The organism is Luteibacter sp. (assembly GCF_009912395.1).
Classification (GTDB): Bacteria; Pseudomonadota; Gammaproteobacteria; order Xanthomonadales; family Rhodanobacteraceae; genus Luteibacter.
In genome coordinates this window covers 136,124-160,100 of record NZ_WNDO01000012.1, presented here as the reverse complement: position 1 = coordinate 160,100, position 23,977 = coordinate 136,124, and the positions used below count along the sequence as shown (strand labels likewise).

Annotated in this window: 20 protein-coding genes; 12 read left to right on the top strand and 8 right to left on the bottom strand. The window is 66.1% G+C overall.

Annotation, left to right across the window (positions count from 1 at the left end):
- Positions 1-110 precede the first annotated feature (110 nt).
- Both GAK28_RS12780 and GAK28_RS12775 read left to right on the top strand, forming a co-directional pair.
- Complete coding sequence (locus GAK28_RS12780; RefSeq protein WP_343161871.1) at positions 111-2,147, top strand: phosphoketolase family protein; 2,037 nt, start codon at positions 111-113, stop codon at positions 2,145-2,147.
- Positions 2,144-3,178, top strand: a complete 1,035-nt coding sequence (locus GAK28_RS12775) for an acetate kinase (RefSeq protein ID WP_291779509.1) — start codon at positions 2,144-2,146, stop codon at positions 3,176-3,178. Before GAK28_RS12780 ends, GAK28_RS12775 begins: the two co-directional genes overlap by 4 nt.
- A 69-nt stretch (positions 3,179-3,247) precedes the next feature.
- Here the strand turns inward: GAK28_RS12775 and GAK28_RS12770 are convergent, their stop codons facing one another.
- Positions 3,248-4,765 carry a fumarate hydratase gene (locus GAK28_RS12770; RefSeq protein ID WP_291779506.1) on the bottom strand — a complete coding sequence of 506 codons (1,518 nt, stop codon included), beginning with the start codon at positions 4,763-4,765 and terminating at the stop codon, positions 3,248-3,250.
- Positions 4,766-4,884: 119 nt separating this feature from the next.
- Between GAK28_RS12770 and GAK28_RS12765 the strand changes: the two genes are divergently transcribed.
- From GAK28_RS12765 to GAK28_RS12740, 6 genes are all read left to right on the top strand, one after another.
- A complete protein-coding gene (locus GAK28_RS12765; protein WP_291779503.1) occupies positions 4,885-5,856 on the top strand; it encodes a thioredoxin family protein in 972 nt (323 codons plus the stop codon).
- Positions 5,857-6,031: 175 nt separating this feature from the next.
- Positions 6,032-6,670 (top strand): PadR family transcriptional regulator, encoded by a 639-nt coding sequence (locus GAK28_RS12760; protein WP_291779499.1) that lies wholly within the window; start codon positions 6,032-6,034, stop codon positions 6,668-6,670.
- Entirely contained in the window at positions 6,670-7,419 is a 750-nt protein-coding gene (locus GAK28_RS12755; protein ID WP_291779496.1) for a siderophore-interacting protein, read from the top strand. Before GAK28_RS12760 ends, GAK28_RS12755 begins: the two co-directional genes overlap by 1 nt.
- Before the next feature lie 52 nt (positions 7,420-7,471).
- Positions 7,472-9,085 carry a hypothetical protein gene (locus GAK28_RS12750; RefSeq protein WP_291779493.1) on the top strand — a complete coding sequence of 538 codons (1,614 nt, stop codon included), beginning with the start codon at positions 7,472-7,474 and terminating at the stop codon, positions 9,083-9,085.
- A 109-nt stretch (positions 9,086-9,194) separates the two neighbouring features.
- Complete coding sequence (locus GAK28_RS12745) at positions 9,195-11,342, top strand: AsmA family protein (protein ID WP_291779522.1); 2,148 nt, start codon at positions 9,195-9,197, stop codon at positions 11,340-11,342.
- Between the two features lie 94 nt (positions 11,343-11,436).
- On the top strand, positions 11,437-12,333 hold the full coding sequence (locus tag GAK28_RS12740) for a DMT family transporter (RefSeq protein WP_291779491.1): 897 nt from the start codon (positions 11,437-11,439) through the stop codon (positions 12,331-12,333).
- A gap of 260 nt (positions 12,334-12,593) precedes the next feature.
- Here GAK28_RS12740 and GAK28_RS12735 read toward each other — a convergent pair whose 3' ends face one another.
- Genes GAK28_RS12735 through orn form a run of 4 tightly spaced genes read right to left on the bottom strand, consistent with a single transcriptional unit; the run spans position 12,594 to position 16,475 of the window.
- Positions 12,594-13,529, bottom strand: a complete 936-nt coding sequence (locus GAK28_RS12735; RefSeq protein WP_291779488.1) for a 2-oxoglutarate and iron-dependent oxygenase domain-containing protein — start codon at positions 13,527-13,529, stop codon at positions 12,594-12,596.
- 17 nt (positions 13,530-13,546) lie between these two features.
- Entirely contained in the window at positions 13,547-14,950 is a 1,404-nt protein-coding gene (gene glmM, locus GAK28_RS12730; protein WP_291779485.1) for a phosphoglucosamine mutase, read from the bottom strand.
- A 48-nt stretch (positions 14,951-14,998) separates the two neighbouring features.
- Positions 14,999-15,904, bottom strand: coding sequence for a dihydropteroate synthase (gene folP, locus GAK28_RS12725; protein WP_291779482.1), 906 nt, complete (start codon positions 15,902-15,904; stop codon positions 14,999-15,001).
- Between the two features lie 4 nt (positions 15,905-15,908).
- Positions 15,909-16,475 (bottom strand): oligoribonuclease, encoded by a 567-nt coding sequence (orn, locus tag GAK28_RS12720; RefSeq protein WP_291779479.1) that lies wholly within the window; start codon positions 16,473-16,475, stop codon positions 15,909-15,911.
- Between the two features lie 75 nt (positions 16,476-16,550).
- Here orn and sbcB point away from each other — a divergent pair, with 75 nt between their 5' ends.
- The 4 genes from sbcB to GAK28_RS12700 all read left to right on the top strand — a co-directional run bounded on the left by sbcB (position 16,551) and on the right by GAK28_RS12700 (position 19,531).
- Positions 16,551-17,981 (top strand): exodeoxyribonuclease I, encoded by a 1,431-nt coding sequence (gene sbcB / locus GAK28_RS12715; RefSeq protein ID WP_291779477.1) that lies wholly within the window; start codon positions 16,551-16,553, stop codon positions 17,979-17,981.
- Positions 17,982-17,991: 10 nt separating this feature from the next.
- On the top strand, positions 17,992-18,681 hold the full coding sequence (locus tag GAK28_RS12710) for a DUF2461 domain-containing protein (RefSeq protein ID WP_291779474.1): 690 nt from the start codon (positions 17,992-17,994) through the stop codon (positions 18,679-18,681).
- A 252-nt stretch (positions 18,682-18,933) separates the two neighbouring features.
- Positions 18,934-19,146, top strand: a complete 213-nt coding sequence (locus GAK28_RS12705) for a hypothetical protein (protein ID WP_291779471.1) — start codon at positions 18,934-18,936, stop codon at positions 19,144-19,146.
- A 97-nt stretch (positions 19,147-19,243) separates the two neighbouring features.
- Positions 19,244-19,531, top strand: coding sequence for a hypothetical protein (locus tag GAK28_RS12700; protein ID WP_291779468.1), 288 nt, complete (start codon positions 19,244-19,246; stop codon positions 19,529-19,531).
- A gap of 180 nt (positions 19,532-19,711) precedes the next feature.
- Here GAK28_RS12700 and GAK28_RS12695 read toward each other — a convergent pair whose 3' ends face one another.
- The 3 genes from GAK28_RS12695 to GAK28_RS12685 all read right to left on the bottom strand — a co-directional run bounded on the left by GAK28_RS12695 (position 19,712) and on the right by GAK28_RS12685 (position 23,961).
- Positions 19,712-21,121 carry a chloride channel protein gene (locus GAK28_RS12695; RefSeq protein ID WP_343161870.1) on the bottom strand — a complete coding sequence of 470 codons (1,410 nt, stop codon included), beginning with the start codon at positions 21,119-21,121 and terminating at the stop codon, positions 19,712-19,714.
- A 99-nt stretch (positions 21,122-21,220) separates the two neighbouring features.
- Positions 21,221-22,861 (bottom strand): methyl-accepting chemotaxis protein, encoded by a 1,641-nt coding sequence (locus GAK28_RS12690; protein ID WP_291779465.1) that lies wholly within the window; start codon positions 22,859-22,861, stop codon positions 21,221-21,223.
- 134 nt (positions 22,862-22,995) lie between these two features.
- Positions 22,996-23,961, bottom strand: coding sequence for an LD-carboxypeptidase (locus tag GAK28_RS12685; RefSeq protein ID WP_291779462.1), 966 nt, complete (start codon positions 23,959-23,961; stop codon positions 22,996-22,998).
- Positions 23,962-23,977: the final 16 nt, after the last annotated feature.

Genomic DNA, 23,977 nt, shown 5'->3' with positions numbered 1-23,977 from the left:
TCGCAACAGTGCCTGCTGCCTGAACTCCAGGCTGAACTCCTGCCCCTTTCTGCCTGCCTTGCTCTTGGTCATCGTCCACCTCCTATTGCGATAGTTAATCGCTTATAGGGGTGTCCGTGAAACGGGGGCAAGATCAGTTTCGCCAGTTTTCGTGGCCTTACGGCATTCCCAGCCACGTAGCGCCGGAAACACCTGGGTCCATCCACGAGGGCGGCGAATTGGGCTATTCACTTTCGCATGCGTTTGGCGCGGCGTTCGACAATCCCGACCTGATCGTCACCTGCATCGTCGGCGATGGCGAAGCCGAGACCGGCGCATTGGCGACGAGCTGGCACTCGAACAAGTTCCTCAACCCTGCGCGCGACGGCGCCGTGCTGCCCATCCTGCACCTCAACGGATTCAAGATCGCCAATCCCACGGTGCTGGCCCGCATCGAGCCGGACGAGTTGCGCGACCTGATGCGCGGTTACGGTTACGAGCCTCACTTCGTGGAAGGCCATGAGTTCGAACCGATGCACCAGGCATTTGCGGCGACGCTGGATCGCTGCCTCGATGACATCGCACGCATTCAGAAGGAGGCACGCGAAGGCCACGCCGCCGACGCGAAACGCCCCCGTTGGCCCATGATCGTGTTCCGCTCGCCGAAGGGCTGGACGGGCCCCAAGGTGGTGGACGGCAAGCCGGTGGAAGGCACCTGGCGTGCTCACCAGGTACCGATCGCAAAATTCGAGAACGACGAGCATGTGGCGATCCTCGAACACTGGATGAAGAGCTACGAGCCGACGGAACTCTTCGACGAGAAGGGGCGTTTCCGCGAGGAATTCGCCGCGCTCGCCCCGACGGGGCAGCGACGCATGGGCATGAACCCGCATGCGAACGGCGGCGGTCTGCTGAAGCCGCTGCACATGCCGCATTTCGCCCCCTTCGCCGAGACGGTGACAGCGCCCGGCGACCACAAGGCGGAAGCGACCCGCTTGCTCGGGCGCTTTTTGCGCGAGGTGGTGCGCCAGAACATGCAGAGCTTCCGTCTCTTTGGGCCTGACGAAACGGCATCGAACCGACTCGATGCGGTGTACGAGGTCAGCGGCAAGACCTGGCTGGGTGAGTACGAAGAGGTGGACACCGACCTCGCGCCCGACGGCCGCGTGATGGAGATGCTGAGCGAGCACCAGTGCCAGGGCTGGCTGGAGGGCTACCTGCTCACGGGCCGGCACGGCTTCTTCTCGTGCTACGAGGCCTTCATCCACATCATCGACTCGATGTTCAACCAGCACGCGAAGTGGCTGAAGGTGACACGCAAGATGGCCTGGCGTCCGCCGATCGCCTCGCTCAACTACCTGCTCAGCTCGCATGTGTGGCACCAGGATCACAACGGCTTTTCCCACCAGGACCCGGGCTTCATCGACCATGTGGCGAACAAGAAGTCGGAGATCGTCCGCATCTACCTGCCGCCGGATGCCAACTGCCTGCTTTCGGTCGCCGACCACTGCCTGCGCAGCCGGCACTACGTGAACGTGATCGTCGCGGGCAAGCAGCCGGACTGGCAATGGCTCGACATGGAAGCCGCCGTGCGTCACTGCACCGCCGGCGCGGGCATCTGGGAATGGGCTGGCCGCGGCGGTGACGACCCCGACGTGGTGATGGCCTGCGCGGGCGACGCGCCCACGGTGGAGATACTGGCCGCCGTGATGCTGCTGCGCGAGTACGTGCCCGACATCCGTATCCGCGTGGTGAACGTGGTGGACCTGATGTCGCTGGAAACGCCCGACGAGCACCCGCACGGCATGGACGACGATGTGTTCGACGACCTTTTCACCAAGGATCGCCCGGTGATCTTCGCCTTCCACGGCTACCCGGGCATCGTGCACAAGCTGACCTATCGCCGGCACAACCACGACAATTTTCATGTGCGCGGCTACAAGGAAGAAGGCACCACGACCACGGCGCTCGACATGATGGTGCTCAACAACATGGATCGCTTCCAGCTCGCGCTGGACGTCATCAACCGCGTGCCGCGTCTTGCCGGAGAGCGCGAGAAGGCGAAGCAGCGCTACTGGTCGGATATCCAGCGGCACAAGCTCTATGTCAGCGAGCATGGTCAGGACCTGCCGGAGGTGCGTGACTGGCAGTGGAAGGCGGAGGCATGAGTCACGTCCGGCATGTGCTGGCGCTCAACACCGGGTCGTCGTCACTGAAATACGGGCTGTATCGTGTCGACGGCGAACGCTGCGACGCCCTGCTCGCCAACCAGACCGATGCGCCCGGCGGTGAGACCGACCCCATCGGCGACATTCTCGGCGCACTGCGCGAGCGCGAGCTGCCGATGCCCGACATCGTCGGGCATCGCATCGTGCACGGCGGCCCGAACGTGCGGGAGCATGCGCGCATCGACGATGCGCTCATGCGTCACCTGGAAGAAGCGAAGGCTTTCGCCCCCTTGCACGTACCGCCTGCCGTCGAGATGGTGGCGCGCGTGCGGAACGCACTGCCCGACGTGCCGCAGGTGGCCTGCTTCGATACGGCCTTCCACGCCACGATGCCGGCGGTGGCGCGTACGTTGCCGCTACCGGCCGACCTGCGCGAGGGCGGAATCGAGCGTTACGGATTCCATGGCCTGTCCTACGAGTCGATCGTGCGCCAGTTGGGCGACGCGCTGCTCTCCCGGACGGTGATCGCGCACCTGGGTAATGGCGCGAGCCTGTGCGCGGTGCGGGATGGTGCATCCATCGATACCACGATGGGCCTGACGCCGACCGGCGGCATCGTGATGGGCACGCGACCGGGCGACCTGGATCCGGGCGTGCTGCTCTATTTGATGCGCGAGCGTGGCTACGATGCCGAGCGGTTGGAAACGCTGGTGGATCGGGAATCGGGGCTCAAGGGCCTCTCCGGCGGCACGAGCGACATGCGCAAGCTGCATGCGGTGGACGATGAGGCGTCGCGGCTGGCGCAGGATGTCTTCGTGCACGTGGCCCGCAAGCAGGCCGCCGGCATGGTGGCCTCGCTGGGTGGCATCGACCTGCTGGTGTTCACTGGCGGCATCGGCGAGAACGATGCGGTGATGCGCGCGGCGATCCTCGACGGCCTGCGCTGGATCGGGCCGTTCGAATGCCGGGTGATCCGCACGGAAGAAGACGAGCAGATCGCAAGGCACGCCTGGCGCCTGGCCATCTTGTAGGAGCGCGCTTGCGCGCGATGGGGCTTGCGGCGGTCCCCCATCGCGCGCAAGCGCGCTCCTACAACAGCATCACTCGACGACGACCGGGATCTTGCCGATCTTGGTGCGCCATTCCTTCGGACCCGTCTGGTGCACCGAGGTACCCTGGCTGTCGACGGCCACGGTCACCGGCATGTCCTTCACCTCGAACTCGTAGATCGCTTCCATGCCGAGATCTTCGAAGGCCAGCACGCGCGAGGCCTTGATCGCCTTCGACACGAGGTAGGCGGCGCCGCCCACGGCCATCAGGTACACGGCCTTGTTGTCGCGGATGGCGTCGATGGCGGTGGGGCCGCGCTCGGACTTGCCGACCATACCCAGCAGGCCGGTGGTCTCCAGCATCTGGCGGGTGAACTTGTCCATGCGGGTGGCGGTGGTAGGACCGGCCGGACCGACCACTTCGTCGCGCACCGGATCAACCGGACCCACGTAGTAGATGAAGCGGTTGGTGAAGTCGACCGGCAGCGTTTCGCCACGGTTGAGCATGTCGATCATGCGCTTGTGCGCGGCGTCGCGGCCGGTGAGCAGCTTGCCGTTGAGCAGGATGACTTCACCTGGCTTCCAGCTGGCGACTTCCTCGCGAGTGACCGTGTCGAGGTTGACGCGACGACCCTTCGACGAGTCATACGTGAGCTTCGGCCAATCTTCCAGCGACGGCGGATCGAGCGCGACCGGGCCGGAGCCGTCGAGCACAAAATGCGCGTGGCGGGTGGCGGCGCAGTTGGGGATCATCGCCACCGGCAGGTTCGCCGCGTGGGTCGGGTAATCCTTGACCTTGATGTCGAGCACGGTGGTGAGGCCACCCAGGCCCTGCGCGCCGATGCCTAGCGCGTTGACCTTCTCGTACAGCTCAAGGCGCAGCTCTTCGGCACGGTTGGACGGGCCGCGGGCGATGAGGTCGACGATGTCGATCGGCTCCATCAGGGCTTCTTTCGCCAGCAGCATCGCCTTTTCGGCGGTGCCGCCGATGCCGATGCCGAGCATGCCCGGCGGGCACCAGCCGGCGTCCATGGTCGGCACGGTCTTGATGACCCAGTCGACGATGGAGTCGGACGGGTTGAGCATGGCGAACTTCGATTTCGCCTCGGAACCGCCCCCCTTGGCGGCGACGATCACGTCGACCTTGTCACCCGGCACGATCGACACGTTGACCACGGCCGGCGTGTTGTCGCGGGTGTTCATGCGCTTGCCGGCCGGATCGGCCAGCACGGAGGCACGCAGCTTGTTGTCCGGATGGTTGTAGGCGCGGCGCACGCCTTCGTTGACCATGTCCTCGACGCCCATCGTGGCGTCGTCCCAGCGTACGTTCATGCCGACCTTGAGGAAGACGGTGACGATACCGGTGTCCTGGCAGATCGGGCGATGGCCCTCGGCGCACATGCGCGAGTTGATCAGGATCTGGGCGATGGCGTCCTTGGCGGCCGGGGACTCCTCGCGCTCGTAGGCGGCGGAGAGGTTCCGGATGTAGTCCACCGGGTGGTAGTAGGAGATGTACTGGAGGGCGTCTGCGACGCTCTGGATGAGGTCGTCCTGCTTGATCGCGGTCATGGCGCTACGGCTGGCTCGTGCGGCTGGCAAAGAGGCCCATTTTAGCGCACCCCACCGGTGTAAGGTGCTGGCAGGTGCCCCGGTCTGTTCCAGGCACCCCCAAGAACCACGGAGTCCCCATGCGCCATCCCTTCCGCATCGCCCTGTTCGCCGTCGCCTTCGCGGCCGCCGCCCTGGGTATTGCCCGGCCGGCCGCCGCCGCGCAGACGGCCCCCGAATTCGACGGCATCGAGGCCTGGCAGAACTCCAAGCCCCTGACCATGAAGCAGCTGCGCGGAAAGGTCGTGCTGATCGACTTCTGGACGTACTCCTGCATCAACTGCCTGCGCACCCTGCCCCACGTCACACGCTGGTACGACCAGTACAAGGACAAGGGCCTGGTGGTGATCGGCGTGCATTCGCCGGAATTCCCGTTCGAGAAGCAGGAAGCCAATGTGCGCGAGGCCATCGCGCGCTACCACATCACCTATCCGGTGGCGCAGGACAACGACCTCGCCACCTGGGATGCGTGGGACAACAAGTACTGGCCGGCCGAGTACCTCGTGGACCAGCGCGGCAACGTGGTCGCGCACCACTATGGCGAGGGCAACTACGCAGAGATGGAGAACGCCATCCGCACCCTGCTGGGCCTGCCCCGACTGGCGGACGGCAAGGCGGAGATGGACAAGGACGCCCCGGACTTCGCGCAACTGGGCTCGCCGGAGATGTATTTCGGCAGCGACCGCAGCGAAAACAACGCCAGCCCCGAGGGCGCCCGTACGGGCACCCGTGACTTCACCGCGCCGTCGCGCCTGGACCTCAACCGCTTCGCCCTGGTGGGCCGCTGGGAAATCGGCCGCGAGAACGCCAGCCTGGTCGGCGCCAGCGGCGAGATCCGCCTGCATTTCAAGGCGAAGAAGGTGCACATGGTGGCCAGCGCCAACGACCCGGTGACCCTGGAGGTGCTGGTGGACGGCAAGCCGCAGGCCCCGGTGACCGTGCAGAAATCGATGCTCTACACCCTGTTCGATGGGGACGGGTACAAGGACCACGTGCTGACGATCAAGGTGCCGAAGGCGAATTTCCACGCGTTCACGTTCACCTTCGGCTGACGCAAACACCCGCTCCGCAGGAATCGCCGACACGGTCGGCTCCCACCCTTCCAGTAGGGCACCTACCGAAGGTGTGGGAGCGGATCGCATACGCGATGGATGAGTCGAGGGCTTGCAAGAGTGTTTCTTACGATATATCGTGCGATCACTACGTACGATATATCGGAGAACACCGATGCACTTTTTCCATCACGCCAGGCGTCACTTCCAGGAACGCTTCCAGGAGCGTTGCCACGATCGGTACCACGAGCACTTCGCGGCCATGGGCCGGGGCGGCCGCTTCGGTGGCGGCAGCCCCTTCGGCTTCGACGAGCGCGACGGTATGCGCGGGGGGCGGGGTGGCGGTCGCTTTGGCGGCCGCATGTTCGGCAATGGCGACCTCCGCCTGCTGCTGCTCGCCCTGATCGAGGAACAGCCGCGCCACGGCTACGAGCTGATCCGCACCATTGAGGAGATGTTCGAAGGCCAGTACAGCCCGAGCCCGGGTGCCATCTACCCCACCCTGACCATGCTCGAGGAACTGGGCTACGCCCGCGTCGAAGCGGAGACCGGCGGCAAGAAGCTTTACGCCATCACCGACGAAGGCCGCGCCTTCCTCGAGGAGAACCGCCACACCCTGGAAGCCCTGACCGAGCGCCTCCAGGTGATGTCTCGCCATATGCGCCGCATGGGCGTGCCCGAGGCGATCCGCGACGCCATGCACACCCTGAAGCACCAGTTGCTCAACCATCACAAGTCCTGGGACGAGGCCGAGATCAAGCGTGTCGCCGCGCTGGTTGCCGAGGCGGCCAAGGTCATCGGGGAGCGTCGCTGATGAGTGAAAAGCATGCGATCCAGCGCGTCCGCCATGAGTTGCGGATGCGCATCCTCACCGTGGTCCGCGTCGAAAAGCTCACCCCCCACATGGTCCGCATCACCGTGCACGGCCCGGAGCTGGAGGGTTTTCCCTCCGCCTCGCCCGACGACCATGTGAAGGTGTTCCTGCCCACCTCCGGCGGCGAGTTCAACGTGCCGACGATGACGCCAGACGGTCCGCTCTATCCCCAGGGCAAGGAGCCCTCGCCGGCACGCGATTACACGCCCCGCCAGTTCCGGGCGGACAGCCTCGAATTGGACCTCGATTTCGTCATCCACGGCGACGGCCCCGCGTCGAGCTGGGCCGAGAAGGCTAAGGTGGGCGACAAGGTCGGCGTCGGCGGTCCGCGTGGCTCGATGATCGTTCCCGACGATTTCGACCACTACGTGCTCGTCGGCGACGAGACGGCCCTGCCTGCCATCGGTCGCTGGCTGGAGGAGATGCCGAAGGGCACGAAGGTCACCGTGCTCGCGGAAGTCGCCTCCGCCGACGAGAAGCAGGTGCTGGCACGCGACGTACGCTGGTTCGTGCGCGGCGAATCGCCGTCGCTCGACGAGGCACTCGCCGCGCTGCCGATCCCCGAGGGCGATACGTTCTGGTGGGTCGCCACGGAATCGAAGCGCACACGCGAGCTTCGTTCGCTGCTGGTCGAGACACGCGGCATCGACAAGGACTGGGTGAAGGCCACGGGCTACTGGCAGGCCTGATTCCTGGGTTCCGATACACTGGGCGCACAGCCAACGAATGGACTCCCCTGTCATGCCGACATGGATCGAGCGCATCTTTTCCGGAAGGAAGCGCATCAAGCCAGTGCCCGCTTCGCCGACGCCTATGCCGGCCCCAGTCAACGTCACGATCCCGTTGAGGGCGCCGGCGCCTTCCCGACCGATTCACGCCGGGCCTCCGGCACCCGCGCCTGTCGACCTGTCCGACCTGGAAGCACTGCTACGTGAAGTGCTCGGCTTCGCATTTCCCCAGTGGCCGTCAAACCAGGGAGGCCTCTCCACGGCGGCCGTGGCGCTGCGCTCCCTGCCGCCGACGCGCCTTCTGGATTACGACTTGCTCGTAAGGCGATACACCGGCATACCCCGCGAACAGCGCGTCGACGCCTTCCGCGCCTTCATGGCGGCCCCGTCCGACGTTCGGGATGCGGGCCTGTTCGTCTTCGCCATGAGCGGACAGGGGCAAGAGCGGGAATGCGCGCTGGAGGCCTACGGCCAGCATCCGTCGTTCCTCGGCTTCATCGCCACGGCGATTCGCAGTGCCGATTGGGTGCACCCGATTCGTCGCCTCGCTACGCCGCTCGCGCTCGGCTTCATCGGTCGCGCCGACGAGACGGACATGCACGCCATCTTTCCGCTACTGCTCCGCCTGCTGGGTCACGAGCGCGTGGACCACGAGGGCTTCACCACCGCCATGCGCGACTGGGTGTCTACGGCCGATCGACTGGAGCGACTACTGGGCCATCCGGACACGCGAGTGCGGCGATGGGCATTCGAACTCGCGATGGCGAGGCCCGCTCATGCAAGCGCCCATCTCCTGGCGCTCGCGATCGACGACGCCGATCCTGCCATTGCGAAACGGGGGGCGGCGGCGATGGCCGACCTGCCCATGGACGATCGACACCGCTTGCAACGCAGGGCGCTGGTCTCGAGCCATCCGATCATCCGTCGCGACACGCTGCGGGCGATGGATACAGAGAACCAGCTATCGCGGGATGATCTGGTCGACGCCCTGTCCGACAGCGCCGGCGGCGTCCGCTCGCTGGCCGCCTACCTTGCGAAAGAGCGTCACGGTCTGGCGGCGATCAACGTTTGGCGTGAGATGTTCGACGCGCCTTCGTTGCCGTCGCGTGGCGTCGTACAGGCCTTGGCCGAGAGGGCAGACGCCAGCGACGAACCACGCCTTCGCCAAGCGGTAGCACACACCAACGGCCACGCCAGGGCATCCGCGATCCGCGCACTGGGCCGTATCGGTACACGCCTGGACGATGCGACGATCGCTTCGGCGCTAAGCGACGAAAGCGGGCACGTACGCAAGGCACTGCGCCATGTGATCCGTCATGACGGCGTGGCACTCGATGCGACGCGCTTCGTCCAGCTCACCGCCCAGGCCGACGACAAGGGGCGACAGTGGCTGCTGGACAGCCTCGACAACGGGGAGCGCCTGGAACTGCTTACGGCCGCATGGCCCCGCGACAGCGATCACCACGCATGGCTGGATGGCGCGCTTCGCCACCTGGTCAAGCAGATGCTGGGCTGGTGGTCGCCGTCATCGGCGCACCGTACCGTTTTCGGCGAACTACTCCGTCGCCGGGCGGGCGACCTTGCGCCCGATGTCCGACGCCACATCGAGGAAGCACTCGCCCGCTGAGCGCCGTCACGTCAGGACGACGTTGCTTAATCGCATCCCGCCGTGAACACATAACCTTTGCGGCCCACAGGTTAACTGTGGGGCCGTTCGACGGAGAGGAGGCGTGAAGATGCGGCGTGGCAGGAAAATACTGGCCTGGGTACTCGGGATCATCGTCCTGCTGATCGTGGCGATTGTGCTGTTCATCGCCTTTTTCGACTGGAACCGGCTGAAGCCCTTCATCAACGACAAGGTGTCCCAGGCCATCGGCCGGCCGTTCGCTATCAACGGTGACCTCTCCGCAGAGTGGTCGCGCGAGCCCGGCGAAGGCGGGCTGGTGGGCCTGATTCCCTGGCCGCATTTCCTGGCACGCGACATCACCGTCGCCAATCCCGACTGGGCGAAGGACAAGCAGTTCGCCACGCTGGATTCGATCCAGTTCCGTCTCGCCCCCTTCCCCTTGATCAGCCACGACATCGTGGTGCCGGAGATACGCCTCGGCCAGCCTAACGTAGCGCTGGAGCGTCAGAAAAACGGTGAAAACACCTGGACCTTCAAGCTCCCTGAAAGCAGTGGTCCGTCGGAGTGGAACCTCCGCATCGACGCCATCGCGTTCGACAAGGGGCATATTGACCTAACCGATGCGCAGAACCAGATCACGATGGGCATCGACGTGACCCCGCTGGGCCGGGGCATCCCGTTCAACGAGATCATGGCGCAGCAGGAGAAGGACTCGCGCGAGCAGGCGAGCAAGACGACCGGCGCCAGCGCGAAGACGATGGCGAAAGGCGATGCCGACGAAAAGGATCGCCAGGACACCACCAAGCAACAGCAGACCTATTACTTCGCCTGGGACGCCAAGGGCACCTACAAGAAATCCACGGTGCAGGCCAAGGCGCGCACCGGAGGCGTGCTAGCCCTGCGCGACGCGGCGAAACCCTTCCCCGTGCAGGCCGACGCACGCTTCGGCGACACGCACATCGCCTTCGTGGGCACGCTGACCGACCCCATGAACCTGGGCGCGCTCGATATCCGCCTGTGGTTCTCCGGCACGAGCATGTCGCACCTGTACGACCTGACCGGTGTCACCCTGCCCGACACGCCGCCGTTCGCTACCGAAGGCCACCTCAAGGCCAACCTGAAGAAAGGCACGAGCACCTTCACCTATGAGAATTTCTCCGGCCGTGTCGGCGGCAGTGACCTGGGTGGCACGCTCACTTTCGCGACCTCCGGACCGCGCCCAAGCCTCACCGGCACACTGAAATCGAACCAGCTGCTGTTCAGCGACCTGGCCCCGCTGATTGGCGGCGGCACGGACAAGGAGAAGGCCGAACGCGGCGACGCGGTGAAGCAGCCTGCGGACAAGGTGCTGCCGGTCGAGCCATTCAAGACCGATCGCTGGAACGCCATGGACGCGGACGTGCACTTCACCGGTGCGAAGATCGTGCACGGCGAGCGCCTGCCGATCCAGAACCTGGATACGCACCTGGTGATGAAGGACGCCGTGCTGACGCTCGATCCGCTGAAGTTCGGCGTGGCCGGCGGCACGGTCGGCAGCAATATCCGGCTCGACGGCTCGACCACCCCGATGAAGGGCCGGCTGAACCTCGGAGCGCGTCACCTGAAGCTCAAGGAGCTGTTCCCCACCTTTGCGCCGATGCAGACGGCCTTCGGTGAAGTGAACGGCGACGCGTCGCTGACTGCGACGGGCAATTCGCCCGCTGCCCTGCTCGGCAGTTCCAACGGCGAAGTGAAGCTGCTGATCAACGATGGCGCCATCAGCTCGTCGCTGCTGGAGATCGCCGGCCTGAACGTCGGCAACTACGTGGTCAACAAGTTGTTCGGCGACGACGTGGTGAAGATCAACTGCATGGCGGCGGACCTGGTGTCGACCAACGGCGTCATGGAATCGCGGCTGTTCGCGTTCGACACGGAGAAGGCGTTGATCAACGTCAACGGCACGGTCAATTTCCGCGACGAGAAACTGGACCTCGACATCGTGCCGCACACCAAGGGCTTCCGCCTGTTCTCGCTGCGTTCGCCGCTGTACGTGCATGGGACGTTCAAGGATCCGTCGCCGGGCGTGCATGCCGGCCCGCTGATCCTGCGCGGTGGTGGCGCCTTGGCGCTGGCGGTGTTCGCCGCCCCGGTCGCCGCGCTGGCCCCGCTCGCGGTGCCGGAGAGTGGCAAGGCCAACGCGGCGCAGTGCCGACCGTTGCTGGATGATTTGAAGAACAGCCCGCCGAAGGCCCCTCCGCCGGGAAAAAAGAAAATGTAGGAGCGCGCTTGCGCGCGAGAGCCAACGCAGCGGTGTAGCCGTATGATCCGTAGGATTGTCGCGCGCAAGCGCGCTCCTACACACGGCCCGGCTGATGACACCGACCCGCAAAGCCCATCTCCAGGTCCACCTGTGCGTGATTCTCTGGGGATTCACCGCCATCCTCGGCAAGCTGATCACCCTGCCGGCGTTGCCGCTGGTGTGGTGGCGCATGGGACTGGTATCCGTCGCCCTGCTTTGCCTGCCGCGCGTATGGCGCGGCCTGCGTGCCATGCCTGGTCGGCTACGCCTGGCCTACGCCGGCGCCGGTGTCACCGTGGCCCTGCATTGGCTCACCTTCTATGCCGCCGTGAAGATGGCGAACGCGTCGGTCGCCGCCACCTGCCTGGCGACCGCGCCGGTGTTTCTCGCCTTCGTGGAACCCTGGATCGCCCGCCGACGCTTCGATCCCCGTGAGCTTTTGATCGGCGTGGCCGTGGTGCCGGGTGTGGCGTTGGTCGCGGGCGGCATGCCGGACAGCATGCGACTCGGGTTGGCGATAGGCGTGCTTTCCGCGTTGCTGGTGGCCATCTTCGCGGCCATCAACAAACGTCTCGCGGACCAGGCCGACACCTTCACTGCGACCTGCCTCGAACTGGGCACCGGCACGCTGTTTCTCACGTTGTTGGCACCCTTCGTCGCCCATCCCGCCTTCGTGCTGCCCGACCTGCACGATACCTGGCTTCTGCTGTTGCTGGCCTTCGGCTGCACGCTGCTGCCGTTCGCCACCTTGTTGGCGGCGTTGCGCCACATGTCGGCCTTCGCCACGCAGATGATCACGAATCTGGAGCCGATATACGCCATCGTGCTGGCGATTCCGCTACTGGGCGAGCAGCGCCAACTGGGGTGGACGTTCTATCTCGGGGTGGCAGTCATCCTGGGCGCCGTGTTTGCGCATCCGTGGTTGCATCGCGGGGAGCGGGCGGATACGAGCGATGCGTTGGCGCCCTGACAACGCACTGTAGGAGCGCGCTTGCGCGCGATCCACGTTGCGGCAGACCCATCGCGCGCAAGCGCGCTCCTACAACAGCATCAGGCGCGGCCGCGGGCGCGGACCGTGCGCAGGCGACGGGCGCGTTGGGCCTTGGATCGGGGTGCGGAGCGCTTGGCGCGCTTGCTGGGTCGCGGGCGTGAGGGCATCGGTATCTCCGGAAACGGAACCGGGAGGGTCGATGCTCCGACCCTCCCGGTGAAAAACCCGCTAAGCCGCGGTCAGATCAGCTTGATCTCGCGCAGACGTTCCTGAAGATACTCGTGCGCCGTGATCGGCGTGTCGTAGCGCTTCGGGTTGTCCGGCGTGATGCAGGAGGGCAGCACGTCGAGGACCACGTCGGGGTTCGGGTGCAGGAAGAACGGCACCGAGTAGCGCGGCTGGCGGGCAGCGTCGCCCTGCGGATTGGTCACCCGATGCGTGGTGGACGGGTACACGTGGTTGGTCAGGCGCTGGAGCATGTCGCCGATGTTCACCACGATGGCGTCGCCTTCGCTGGTGATCGGCAGCCACGCACCCTCGCGGGTAAGCACTTCCAGGCCGGCGGTGCTGGCACCGACGAGCAGCGTGATGAAGTTGATGTCCTCATGGGCGCCGGCGCGCACGTTGGGGACGTCGGTCTGCGTGATCGGCGGATAGTGGATCGGACGCAGGATGGAATTGCCCACGTTGACCTTGTCGTCGAAGAAGTTCTCCGGCAGGTCGATATGCAGCGCCAGGGCACGCAGCACGCGCGCGCCGAGCTGGTCGAGCGCCTCGTAGATGCCGTAGCCCTTGTCCTTGAGGTCGGGCACTTCCACCGGCCACACGTTGGGGGGCATCACGTCGGCGAATTTCGAGTCGCGCGGGATCTCGCGACCGATGTGCCAGAACTCCTTGAGATCGGCGAACTTCGAATCCTTCGCGGTCTCGACCTTGAACGGGGTGTAGCCGCGCGCGCCGCCACCGCCCGGGATGTGGTACTTGCGCTTGGTGTCGTCGGGCAGCGCGAAGAAGCGCTTGAACGCGTCATACGCGCCGTCGATGGCTTCCTTCGGGATGCCATGGCCGCTGATGCAGCAGAAGCCGAATTCACGATAGGCGGCGCCGAGTTCGGCGACGAAGGCGTCGCGGTCGGTCTCGTAGCGACGGATGTCGAGGGTGGGAACCTTCTTCATGGGATCTCTGCGTTGGTTCAGGCAGCGGCCTGGGCCGCCGATTTTACGGCCTCGGCAAGCTGTGCCGCCAGACGTTCCACTTCCGCCGCGTCGGCGGCCTCGATCGTGACGCGGACCAGCGGCTCGGTGCCGGAGGCGCGCAAGACGACGCGACCGCGGCCTTCCAGCGCACGCTCCACCTCGGCCAGGGCCTGCTTCACGGTGTCCGTGCCCAGCGCCGCCTTGGCGCCCTCGACACGGACGTTGATCATCGTCTGCGGCAATTTGACGAGGTCGGCGCGGGCTTCGGCGAAGGTCTCGCCCGCCTCGCCCAACGCCTCCAAGAGCGCCAGCGCGGCAACGATGCCGTCACCCGTGGTGAAGCGGTCCAGGCACAGCACGTGCCCCGAGGTTTCGCCACCGAGCACGCCACCGTGCTCCTTGAGCTGCTGGAGCACGTAGCGATCGCCCACGTTGGCGCGGACGAAGGGGATGTCCATCTGCTTCATCGCGCGCTGAAGACCGTAGTTGCTCATCAGCGTGCCGACCACTGCGCCGGGCAGCGTCGCCTTCTTCTTCCAGTGCCGGGCGATGACGTAGAGCATGTCGTCGCCGTCGGTGATGCTGCCGTCCTGGTCGATGATGCGCATGCGGTCGCCGTCGCCGTCGAAGGCGATGCCAAGATCGGCGCCACGTTCGACCACCGCGCGCGCCAGCGCGTCAGGCGCCGTCGAACCGACGTCGCGGTTGATGTTGAGACCGTCGGGTTCGGCGCCGATGGTGGTTACCTCAGCGCCCAGTTCGCGGAATACCTTCGGAGCGACCTGGTACGTCGCGCCGTGCGCGCAGTCGAGGACAAGACGCAGGCCGCGCAGCGTGAAATCGTCGCTGACCGTGGACTTGCAGAACTCGGCGTACTTGGTGACCGCGTCGTCCACGCGGCTGGCCTTGCCCAGCGATTCGGACGCCACCGTGGCGAAGTCCGCGTCCAGCTCGGCCTCGATCTCGGCTTCCAGTTGGTCGTCGAGCTTCTCCCCCTGGCCGGAGAAGAACTTGATGCCGTTGTCCTGGTGCGGATTGTGCGAGGCGCTGATGACGATGCCAGCGTCGGCACGCAGGGAGCGCGTCAGGTAGGCGACGCCAGGGGTGGGCATGGGTCCGAGCAGGCGAACATCGGCGCCGGAGGCGACGAGGCCGGCTTCCAGTGCGGATTCGAACATGTAGCCCGAGACCCGGGTGTCCTTGCCGATGACGACCATCACCTTGCGGTTGTGGTCGCGACGGTCGGGACCGGCACCGGCGGGGCGACGGTCCGCGGCGCGGCGACGCGCCAGCACGGCGCCTGCGGCGCGGCCGAGCCGGAGGATGAAATCGGCGCTGATCGGGTAGCTGCCCACCCGGCCGCGGATACCGTCCGTACCGAAGTATTTACGTTCGCTCATGGCTCTAAATCCTTCCAGGGACGAAGAATCATACGCCGACGAACGGCCTCAGTCGTCGTCCGGCCAGCGCGGCATGGCGGGCTTGTCGACCCGGGGTGCGGTGTCACCGGCCTTCACGGCCGCCCAGACCGCCAACGCATCGACCGTGGCCGCCACGTCGTGGACACGGACCATGATCGCCCCGCGCTGCACCGCGATGAGCGCGGCGGCCACGGAACCGGCGAGGCGGTCCACGGGCTCCATGCGACCGGTGAGCCGGCCGATCATCGATTTCCGCGACAGGCCCGCATACGCACCCGCACCGAGTTCGGCGAAGCGGCCCATGGCGCGCAACAACGCCAGGTTGTGGTCCAGGTCCTTGCCGAAGCCGAAGCCCGGGTCGACCAGGATCCGGCGTCGATCGATACCGGCCAGTTCGCAGGCGAACAGGCGGTCGGTGAGGAAACGGTGCACCTCGCCCACGACATCGTCGTAGGACGGCGCATCCTGCATGCCGCGCGGCTCGCCCTGCATGTGCATCAGGCAGACCGGGACACGCAGATCCGCCGCGGCGTCCAGCGCACCGTCGCGACGCAGAGCGTAGACGTCGTTGATCATCCCGGCACCCGCCCCCACCGCCGCACGCATCACCTCCGGCTTGGAGGTGTCAATGGAGATCGGCAGGGTCGTGGCGGCCACCAGGCGCTCGATCAACGGCACGACACGGCGGATCTCCTCCTCGGCAGACACGTCGTCGGCACCGGGGCGGGTGGATTCGCCACCAACGTCGAGCATGTCGGCGCCCTCTTCCGCCAGACGCATGGCGTGCGCATAGGCGGCCTCCAGCGTGGCGTGGCGGCCGCCGTCGGAGAAGGAATCCGGGGTGACGTTGACGATGCCGACGACACGCGGCCGGTCGAGGACCAGCGCGCGACCGTTGCAGTCCAGGGAGGCGGCGAAGGGATCGAAGCTCATGGGATCAGCCCTGTTGCGTGCCGCCGATGGCGCCCATGAAGCGACGGTAGTAGCGCAGCTCGTCGATGGAATCGCGAATGTCCGACAGCGCCGTGTGGGCGGAGTCTTTCTGAAAGCCCTTGGCGATCTCCGGCGACCAGCGACGCGACAGTTCCTTGAGCGTGGAGACGTCGAGGTTGCGGTAATGAAAGTAACGTTCCAGCTTCGGCATCTCGCGATGCAGGAAGCGGCGATCCTGGCAGATCGAGTTGCCGCACATGGGCGACTTGCCGGTTGGCACCCACTTCTTGAGGAAGGCGATCGTGGCGTCCTCGGCCTCGTCGGCGTGGTGGTCCGACTCCACCACCTGCTTCCACAGTCCCGATCGGGTGTGCTGGTTCCGGTTCCAGGCGTCCATCTCCTGCAGCCGTGCGTCGGAGTGGGAGATCGCGAAGACGGGGCCCTCGGCGAGCACGTTGAGATCCTTGTCGGTCACGATGGTGGCGATCTCGAGGATCGAATCGTTGTCCGTGTCCAGACCGGTCATCTCGAGGTCGATCCAGATCAGGTTGTCTTCGTGCGCTTGCGACATGGGGGCTCCTTTGAATGCGGGAAGTCTAGCGGCAAGGGCCGTCGAAATCAGGTCGTGGCGTGCGATCATCGTCGGATGGCCGAACCGACCTTCTACTGGCACGACTACGAGACCTTCGGCACCGACCCTCGGCGCGACCGTCCCGCGCAGTTCGCCGGCATCCGTACCGACGCCAATCTCGAGATCATCGGCGAACCGCTGATGATCTACTGCAAACCACCGCGGGACGTCCTACCCCAGCCCGTCGCGAGCCTGGTCACCGGCTTCGCGCCACAGCTTGCCGAGCGCGAAGGCCTGCGCGAGGCGGAATTCGCGGCGGCGATCCACGACGAGATCGCCCGTCCCGGTACCTGCACGGTGGGTTACAACTCCCTGCGCTTCGACGACGAGTTCACCCGCCACCTCCTGTACCGCAACTTCTACGATCCGTACGGGCGCGAATGGGAAAACGGCAATTCGCGCTGGGACCTGATCGACCTCGTTCGCATGTGCCAGGCGCTGCGCCCCGAAGGCATCGTCTGGCCCACCCGCGACGACGGCACCGGTCTGCCCAGCTTCAAGCTCGAACACCTGGCTCGGGCCAACGGCCTGAAGCAGGAGCGTGCCCATGATGCGCTTTCCGACGTCGAGGCGCTGATCGGCCTCGCCCGGCTGATCCGACAGCAGCAGCCGCGCCTGTGGGACTGGTACTTCGCCCTGCGGCGCAAGCAGCGGGTGTTCGAACTGCTCGACGTCGCGGCGATGACGCCGGTGGTACATGTGTCCTCGCGCTACCCGGCCAGTCGCCAATGCCTGACCGTGATCGCCCCGCTGGCCGCCCACCCCTCGCGCCAGGGCGAGATCATCGTGTACGACCTCACGGCGGACCCGGCCGACCTGCTGGCCCTGGATGACGGCGACATCGCCGACCGCGTGTTCACCTCCCGCGCCGATCTGCCCGAAGGGGTCGAACGTATCGCCCTGCGCACCATCCGCGCCAACCACGCGCCGGCGCTCGCGCCGATGTCCGTGCTCAAGGACGCCGATCTCGGGCGCCTAGGCCTCGACATGGAGGCGGTGGATCGCCACCTGGCGTCGCTGCGCGAGGCTTCCGGCCTGGCGGAAAAGCTCCGCCGCGTCTACGGCCATGCCGCCGAGATGCCACCTGCCGAGGACCCCGAGCTGGGCCTCTACGGTGCGTTCCTGCCGAATGCCGATCGCGGCCTGCTCGCGGAGGTCCGCGGCACGCCGCCGGAACAACTGGGCTCACGCTCCTTCCCTTTCCGGGACACCCGGTATCCGGAGCTGTTGTTCCGCTATCGGGCGCGCAACTGGCCGGAAACGCTCGATGCGGAAGAACACGCCCGCTGGGAAGCCTTCCGGCTCGACCGTCTTACCCGCCACGGGCCACTCGCAACCCTGACCTTCGACGACTTCGCCGCCGAACTGGCCACCCTGCGCGCCCTGCCCGACGCCCCTCACGCCCTGCTCGACGAGCTGGACGCCTGGGCGACCCAATTGCGCTAACGAGCCCACCATGCCGCACAAGAGCTACTTCAGCCCCGCCACCTTCCGTTTCTTCAAGTCGCTGGCCCGCAACAACAGCCGCGAATGGTTCCAGGCGCACAAGGACGACTACGAGCGCCACGTGCGCGAGCCGTTCACCCAGCTGATCGTCGACCTGCAGGCGCCGCTGGCGAAAATCAGCTCGCACTTCCGCGCCGATCCGCGCAAGGTCGGCGGCTCGCTCTATCGCATCCACCGCGATACGCGCTTCGCCAACGACAAGCAGCCGTACAAGAACTGGCAGGGCTCGCGTTTCTTCCACGAACGCCGCCACGAGATCCAGGCGCCCGGGTTCTACGTGCACATCCAGCCGGACGACTGTTTCGTCGGCGCCGGCATGTGGCATCCCGATCCGCCGGTGTTGAAGAACCTGCGCGAATTTTTGGCCGACAACCCGGATGCCTGGAAGCGCGCCACGCACGGCAAGGCGTTCCGCGAGCGCTACACCTTCTGGGGCGAAAACCTCACGCGCCCGCCACGCGGCTTCGATCCCAACCACGAATTGATCGAGGAGCTGAAACGGAAGAACTTCGCCGCCGGCCAGAATTTCGACGAGGATCTCGCCTGTTCGACGGAGCTGCTGCCCTTCGTGGTGGACAATTTCAAGCGCCTCGCGCCGATGGTGGATTACCTGTGCGCCGCCCAGGAGCTGGAATTCTGAGCGATCGCAAGAAATTGCCCTATCGCCCTGCTTTTCCGGCAAAGCCGTGTACGCCGTACCGACACTTAACGCAGACTAATTCCAACCTGAACGCAATCTACGAAATGTCGTATGGACCACGACACAGTTCAGATAAAAAGCGCTAGCTTCTGCACCGAACGTACACATCCGGGTTTCCCGGGAAAGCGATGCTCAAGCGCCGTGCATCGTGGTCCTTTTCATGGCGCCATTCGTTTCAAGGAGACCGTCGTCATGCGCAACACGAAACTGATCCTCGCGATGCTTGTGGGTTGCACCGTCCTCAGCGGCGCGGCGTTCGCGCAGGATGCCGCTCCGGCTCCGGCCAAGGCTCCGACCAGCGCCACTCATCACGCCGCCGCCCATAAGCAGACGGCCAAGAACACCCATCACAAGAAGGCGCCGCACAAGAAGGCCACCAAGCCGGCCAAGGCTGCCGCCAAGTAAGGCTCGCCCGGCCATCGCCGGAGCGACAGGCAACACGTACACCGTTTGAAGCAGCACGATCCGTAGCACACCCCAACGCTTTCAAGGAGACTTCTTCATGCGCAACACGAAACTGATCCTCGCTATGCTGGCTGGTTGCACCCTCCTCAGCGGCGCCGCGTTCGCGCAGGACAGCGCCGCTCCGGCGTCCGCGTCGACGGCCGCCGCCAAGCCGGCCCATCACAAGGCTCATAAGAAGGCCAACGCCGAGTCGGCCCCGGCCTCGTCCTCGACCGCCGCCGGCGCCGCCGACGGCACGATGAAGTCGACCCACAAGAAGAGCCACAAGAAGGCCGCCGCCGGCACCGAAACCGCTCCGGCTGCGACCTCCACCGCCGGCAAGTAAGATCGCCGTCGTGTGAAACGAAACCCGGCGCCGCGAGGCGCCGGGTTTTTCTTTGCCCTCGGATCGGCCGCGAGTCGCCTGTAGGAGCGCGCTTGCGCGCGATCGCGCGCAAGCGCGCTCCTACAAGGCCGCGTTAGCGATCGGCTCACTTCTCCGACCTGTCGCGCGCAGGGCGCGCTCCTACATTGGGCGGTCGGCGACGAAGTCGGTGGGGACGTACACTCCGCGGCGGGCGATCTTCTCGGTCATGATGGTGTGGCGCATCATCAAGCCCGAGACGATGTAGGCCGTCGCGCAGGCCGCGAGGAGCGGCAGCAAGGCATGGGGCTGCATGGTGGTTTCGAAGACGAACACCGCCGAGGTCATCAACGCCCGTGAGGCGCCGGCGAACAGGGCCGCCATGCCGATGAGCGCCGCCATGCGCGGATCCACGTGCAGCCAAGGCAACTGGGCCATCAATACACCCGCCACGCCGCCTGCCGCGCCACCGATGGTGAACAGCGGCGCCAGGGTGCCGCCGGATGTGCCGCTGCCCAACGCCACCGACCACGACACCAGCTTTGCCAGCGCGAGCCACGCCATCGCCGCGAGGCCAAGATGCCCGGAGATGACCGCGACGATGTTGTCGTAGCCCACGCCCAGTGTCGCGGGCGCCACGTAGCCAACGGCACCCACGACCAGTCCGCCCAGCGCCGGCCACCACATCCAGTGGATCGGCAGCTTTTCGAAGGCATCCTCGATGCCATAGGTCAGGCGGGTGATGCCCACGCCGGCCACGCCCATCAGTAGGCCAAGCACCGCGTACATAACCAGGGCCACGGGTGCGACGGGCGCGAGCGCCGGCATCGGAAAGACCGGCCCTGCGCCTTCGACCATGAAGCGCACGCCCGTACCGGCCGCCGCGGCCAACGCCACCGGCAGCAGCGAACGCGCGCGACGTTCGAACAGCAGCAGTTCGATGCTCAGCAGCACCGCCGAAACGGGCGCGCTGAACACCGCCGCCATGCCGGCCGCCGCGCCGGCCGCGAGCAAGGTCTTCCGCTCGTCGGCGCTCACGGGCAGGCGCTGGCCCAGCAAGGAACCCAGCGCACCACCCGTGGCGATGATCGGGCCTTCGGCACCGAACGGGCCGCCCGTACCGATGGCGATCGCCGACGACACGGGCTTGAGCCAGGTCATCCGTGCGGGGATGCGGCTCTCGTTCGTCAGCACCTGCTCCATGGCCTCCGGAATGCCATGGCCGCGAATCGCACGCGAACCCCAGCGCGCCATGGCGCCGACCACGATGCCGCCGATGGCGGGTAGCACGATCACCCAGGCACCGAGGTGGTGGCCGGCGGGGCTGGCGAAGCTGGTGCTGAGCCGCCCGTAGAACGCCAGGTTGGTCACCAACCCGATCAGCATGGTGAGCAGGCGCGCCACGCAGGCAACGCCCATGCCCAGACCGATGGCCAGCAGGCAGATGCGGACGATACGGCTGTCGAGCAGCGGCAACCGCGTCGGCATACGGGCATCGACGAGGGCCTGGTCCAACGAAGGGGCGAGCGGAATCGCCGCACGGTCGTGCGGTGTATGTAGAGGGTCGGTCATGGTGTCGTCGCGAAAGGGGAAACCTGCGCGAGAAGGCTACCGGGAACTGCGCTTCGTAGCTGGCTGGCAGATGAACGGGGCATCCGTGCCCCGACGCGATCAAAACTCTTGCCAGGCCACCGCGTCATGGTCGCCCTTCGGCGCCACGCGGGTCACCGACGGTGCGATCGGGCGCTGGGCACGCACGGGAGCATCGATGGGCTCGGCCTCGCCATCGATGTGGAAGAAGGCCACCTGACGCATCAGCTCTTCCGCCAGTTCCAGCATCTGCCGGCTGGCCGCGCTGGTTTCTTCCACCAACGCCGCGTTCTGCTGGGTAACGTCGTCAAGCGCCGTCACGGCGCTGTTGACCTGTTCGATACCCGCGGATTGCTGCAACGAAGCGGCCGCGATATTGCCCACGATGCCGGACACCTTGTTGGCCCCGCTGCCGATCAAGGCCAGCGCATCGCCGGTGCGACGCACGAGCACGGAGCCCGTATCGACGCGATCGGCGGCCTCGCCGATCAGTTTCTTGATGTCGCGCGCGGCCGTGGCGCTGCGCTGGGCGAGCGAACGCACTTCGCCAGCCACCACCGCGAATCTCCTGCCCTGTTCGCCGGCACGTGCCGCCTCGACAGCCGCGTTGAGCGCCAGCAGGTTGGTCTGGAACGCGATTTCGTCGATCAGCACGGCGATCTCGCCCACGCTGCGGCTGGCTTCGGTGATCTGCTCCATGGCGCCGACCGCATCCACGGCAACCTCATGACCGGCGGTCGCGTCGCGCAGCAGGGATGCCGTGAGGTCGCGCGCCACTTCCGCGCCCTCGAAGTTCTCGCGCACGGTGGCGGTCATCTCCTCCATCGACGCAGCGGTTTCCTCCAACGAGGAGGCCTGCTCCTGGGTACGGCTGGAAAGGTCGTCGGAACCGCCCGAAATGTCGCGCGCCGCATACGTCACCTGTCGGGCGTTGTCGCGTACGCGACCCACGATCTCGGTCAGCTTCACGTCCATGGTGGACAGCGAACGGAGCATGTCGCTCAGCTCGTCGCTACCCTCGACCTGCAGGTGATGGTTGAGATCGCCCTGGCTGATCTTGCCAGCGAGATCACGAGCCCGCAGCAGCGGCACCATCACCGCACGGGCAAGGAGGAAACCCGCAAGGGCGATCAGGATCGCGGCGACCACGAGCACGCCCACCGTCAACATCACGATGCGCTGCTCGCGCTGGGAGGATTCGGTGAAGGCCTCGTCGGCCTGCCGCTCGTTCTCGGCGACGATCTTGCCGATCTCATCCGTCGCGGCGTCGAAGATCGGCGCCATGGTCTTGACGAGGAAGGTTACCGCCGCCGCGCGGTCGCCCGCCGCCTTGTCCAGCGCCTCCACCATGTGCTGATCTACCGCCTGCCGGGCGGCGATGAACGCCTTGGCCGACGCCATCTCATCATCGCTGGTCACCAGGGCCGGGTAATAGGCTGCCCAGGCCTTGTCACGCGTGGCGCCGATGGCCTCGACGCGCTTGCGGGCTTCGGCGACCGCCTCCGGTGTCGCCACCACGAAGGCCCGGTTGAGCGCTGCCCGCTGCTCCAGCAGGGCCGTCCGCACGCTCGTCACATGGACGACCGGCATCAAGGTGTCCTTGTACATCGATTCGAGACTGGACTGGGTCCGCCCCAGCGCCACCAGGCCGGTGACGCCGATGACGATGGCCGCCACCAATGCACCGGCCATCGTCAGCACGATTCGCCATTTGATCGTCATTACCCATCACTCCCGAGAGAAAAAGCTTGCCCTTTATCGGCAAGGACTGCTCGGGCTTGAACCTGACGGCAAATCGTAAGTTATTGATGATCAAGGGTGTTGGCGTGATTGTTGCAAATTCGATACTTGCAGCTTCATCCGTCGGCGCGACGTGCCGCTCCGGCGCCGGTCATGCCGGTATGCGCATAGCCAAACGCGGAAAGCGTCGCCGTTCCTCCCACCACCCTCAGCATGCCCTTCGCACCGAAGGGAATCGTCCACTTGTCCGGACCATGGCCGAAGACGAGGCCGCGGAGCATCGGCACGTCGCAGATCCTGCGGAACCGCTCCAGCGCGTGGTCGAGATCGTAGCCGTTGTCGTATTCGCTGACCCGCTGCCCGCCCAAGCCGCCCAACAGGATGGCGCGCTGCCGATCGAGCACACCGGCGAGCTTCAACTCGTAAAGCATGCGTTCGACGCGGTACGCCTGCTCGCCGGTCTCTTCGAGGTAGAGGATGCCGCCATCGAACGACGGTAGGTACGGGGTGCCCAGGAGACTGCACAGGGCGGACAGGTTGCCGCCCCACAGCGTGCCTTCCACCTGCACGTCGGGCTGGGGCTCGGTGCAGATCCAGCCCATCTCCGTGCGCGGCTCCTGGATGGTCTGCCAGAAATGACGCCAGGTACTTTCGCGCAGGTAGGCGGGGCCGAAGTCGGGCACCAGCATCGGGCCATGCAGGGAACCGATGCCGGCTTTCGCATGAAGCGCGCACTGGATGGCGGTGAAGTCGCCGTGGCCGACGAACACGCAGGACGATTCACGGAAACGCGCCGCGAGCCCTGCGTAATCGATGTCCTCGAGGAGGGCGATGGCGCCGTAGCCGCCGCAGATGGCCATCGCCACGTCAGGCAAGGCGGTGTCGGGATCGGCCAGGGCGTTGATGTCAGCGGCGCGCTCCGCGTCGCTGCCCGCGAAGCGGAGCGCCACGCGATCGACCACGCCATCCCCGAGGATGGTGTGGCCGGCCGCCTGCAGGCGTTCGATGCCACGTTGGCAGGCGGCGCGGTCTTCCGCGTATCCGGATGGAGCGATGAGCCGTATATCGAGACGTTTCGGCATGACTGGCAAAATGTGA

Coding starts and splice junctions, on each gene's coding strand:
- GAK28_RS12710 (WP_291779474.1), top strand. CDS start 17,992: ATGCCGCACAAGAGCTACTTCAGCCCCGCCACCTTCCGTTTCTTCAAG.
- GAK28_RS12735 (WP_291779488.1), bottom strand. CDS start 13,529: ATGAAGAAGGTTCCCACCCTCGACATCCGTCGCTACGAGACCGACCGC.
- GAK28_RS12755 (WP_291779496.1), top strand. CDS start 6,670: ATGAGTGAAAAGCATGCGATCCAGCGCGTCCGCCATGAGTTGCGGATG.
- GAK28_RS12745 (WP_291779522.1), top strand. CDS start 9,195: ATGCGGCGTGGCAGGAAAATACTGGCCTGGGTACTCGGGATCATCGTC.
- folP (WP_291779482.1), bottom strand. CDS start 15,904: ATGAGCTTCGATCCCTTCGCCGCCTCCCTGGACTGCAACGGTCGCGCG.
- GAK28_RS12750 (WP_291779493.1), top strand. CDS start 7,472: ATGCCGACATGGATCGAGCGCATCTTTTCCGGAAGGAAGCGCATCAAG.
- GAK28_RS12685 (WP_291779462.1), bottom strand. CDS start 23,961: ATGCCGAAACGTCTCGATATACGGCTCATCGCTCCATCCGGATACGCG.
- orn (WP_291779479.1), bottom strand. CDS start 16,475: ATGTCGCAAGCGCACGAAGACAACCTGATCTGGATCGACCTCGAGATG.
- GAK28_RS12760 (WP_291779499.1), top strand. CDS start 6,032: ATGCACTTTTTCCATCACGCCAGGCGTCACTTCCAGGAACGCTTCCAG.
- GAK28_RS12770 (WP_291779506.1), bottom strand. CDS start 4,765: ATGACCGCGATCAAGCAGGACGACCTCATCCAGAGCGTCGCAGACGCC.
- GAK28_RS12765 (WP_291779503.1), top strand. CDS start 4,885: ATGCGCCATCCCTTCCGCATCGCCCTGTTCGCCGTCGCCTTCGCGGCC.
- sbcB (WP_291779477.1), top strand. CDS start 16,551: ATGGCCGAACCGACCTTCTACTGGCACGACTACGAGACCTTCGGCACC.
- GAK28_RS12700 (WP_291779468.1), top strand. CDS start 19,244: ATGCGCAACACGAAACTGATCCTCGCTATGCTGGCTGGTTGCACCCTC.
- glmM (WP_291779485.1), bottom strand. CDS start 14,950: ATGAGCGAACGTAAATACTTCGGTACGGACGGTATCCGCGGCCGGGTG.
- GAK28_RS12690 (WP_291779465.1), bottom strand. CDS start 22,861: ATGACGATCAAATGGCGAATCGTGCTGACGATGGCCGGTGCATTGGTG.
- GAK28_RS12695 (WP_343161870.1), bottom strand. CDS start 21,121: ATGACCGACCCTCTACATACACCGCACGACCGTGCGGCGATTCCGCTC.
- GAK28_RS12775 (WP_291779509.1), top strand. CDS start 2,144: ATGAGTCACGTCCGGCATGTGCTGGCGCTCAACACCGGGTCGTCGTCA.
- GAK28_RS12740 (WP_291779491.1), top strand. CDS start 11,437: ATGACACCGACCCGCAAAGCCCATCTCCAGGTCCACCTGTGCGTGATT.
- GAK28_RS12705 (WP_291779471.1), top strand. CDS start 18,934: ATGCGCAACACGAAACTGATCCTCGCGATGCTTGTGGGTTGCACCGTC.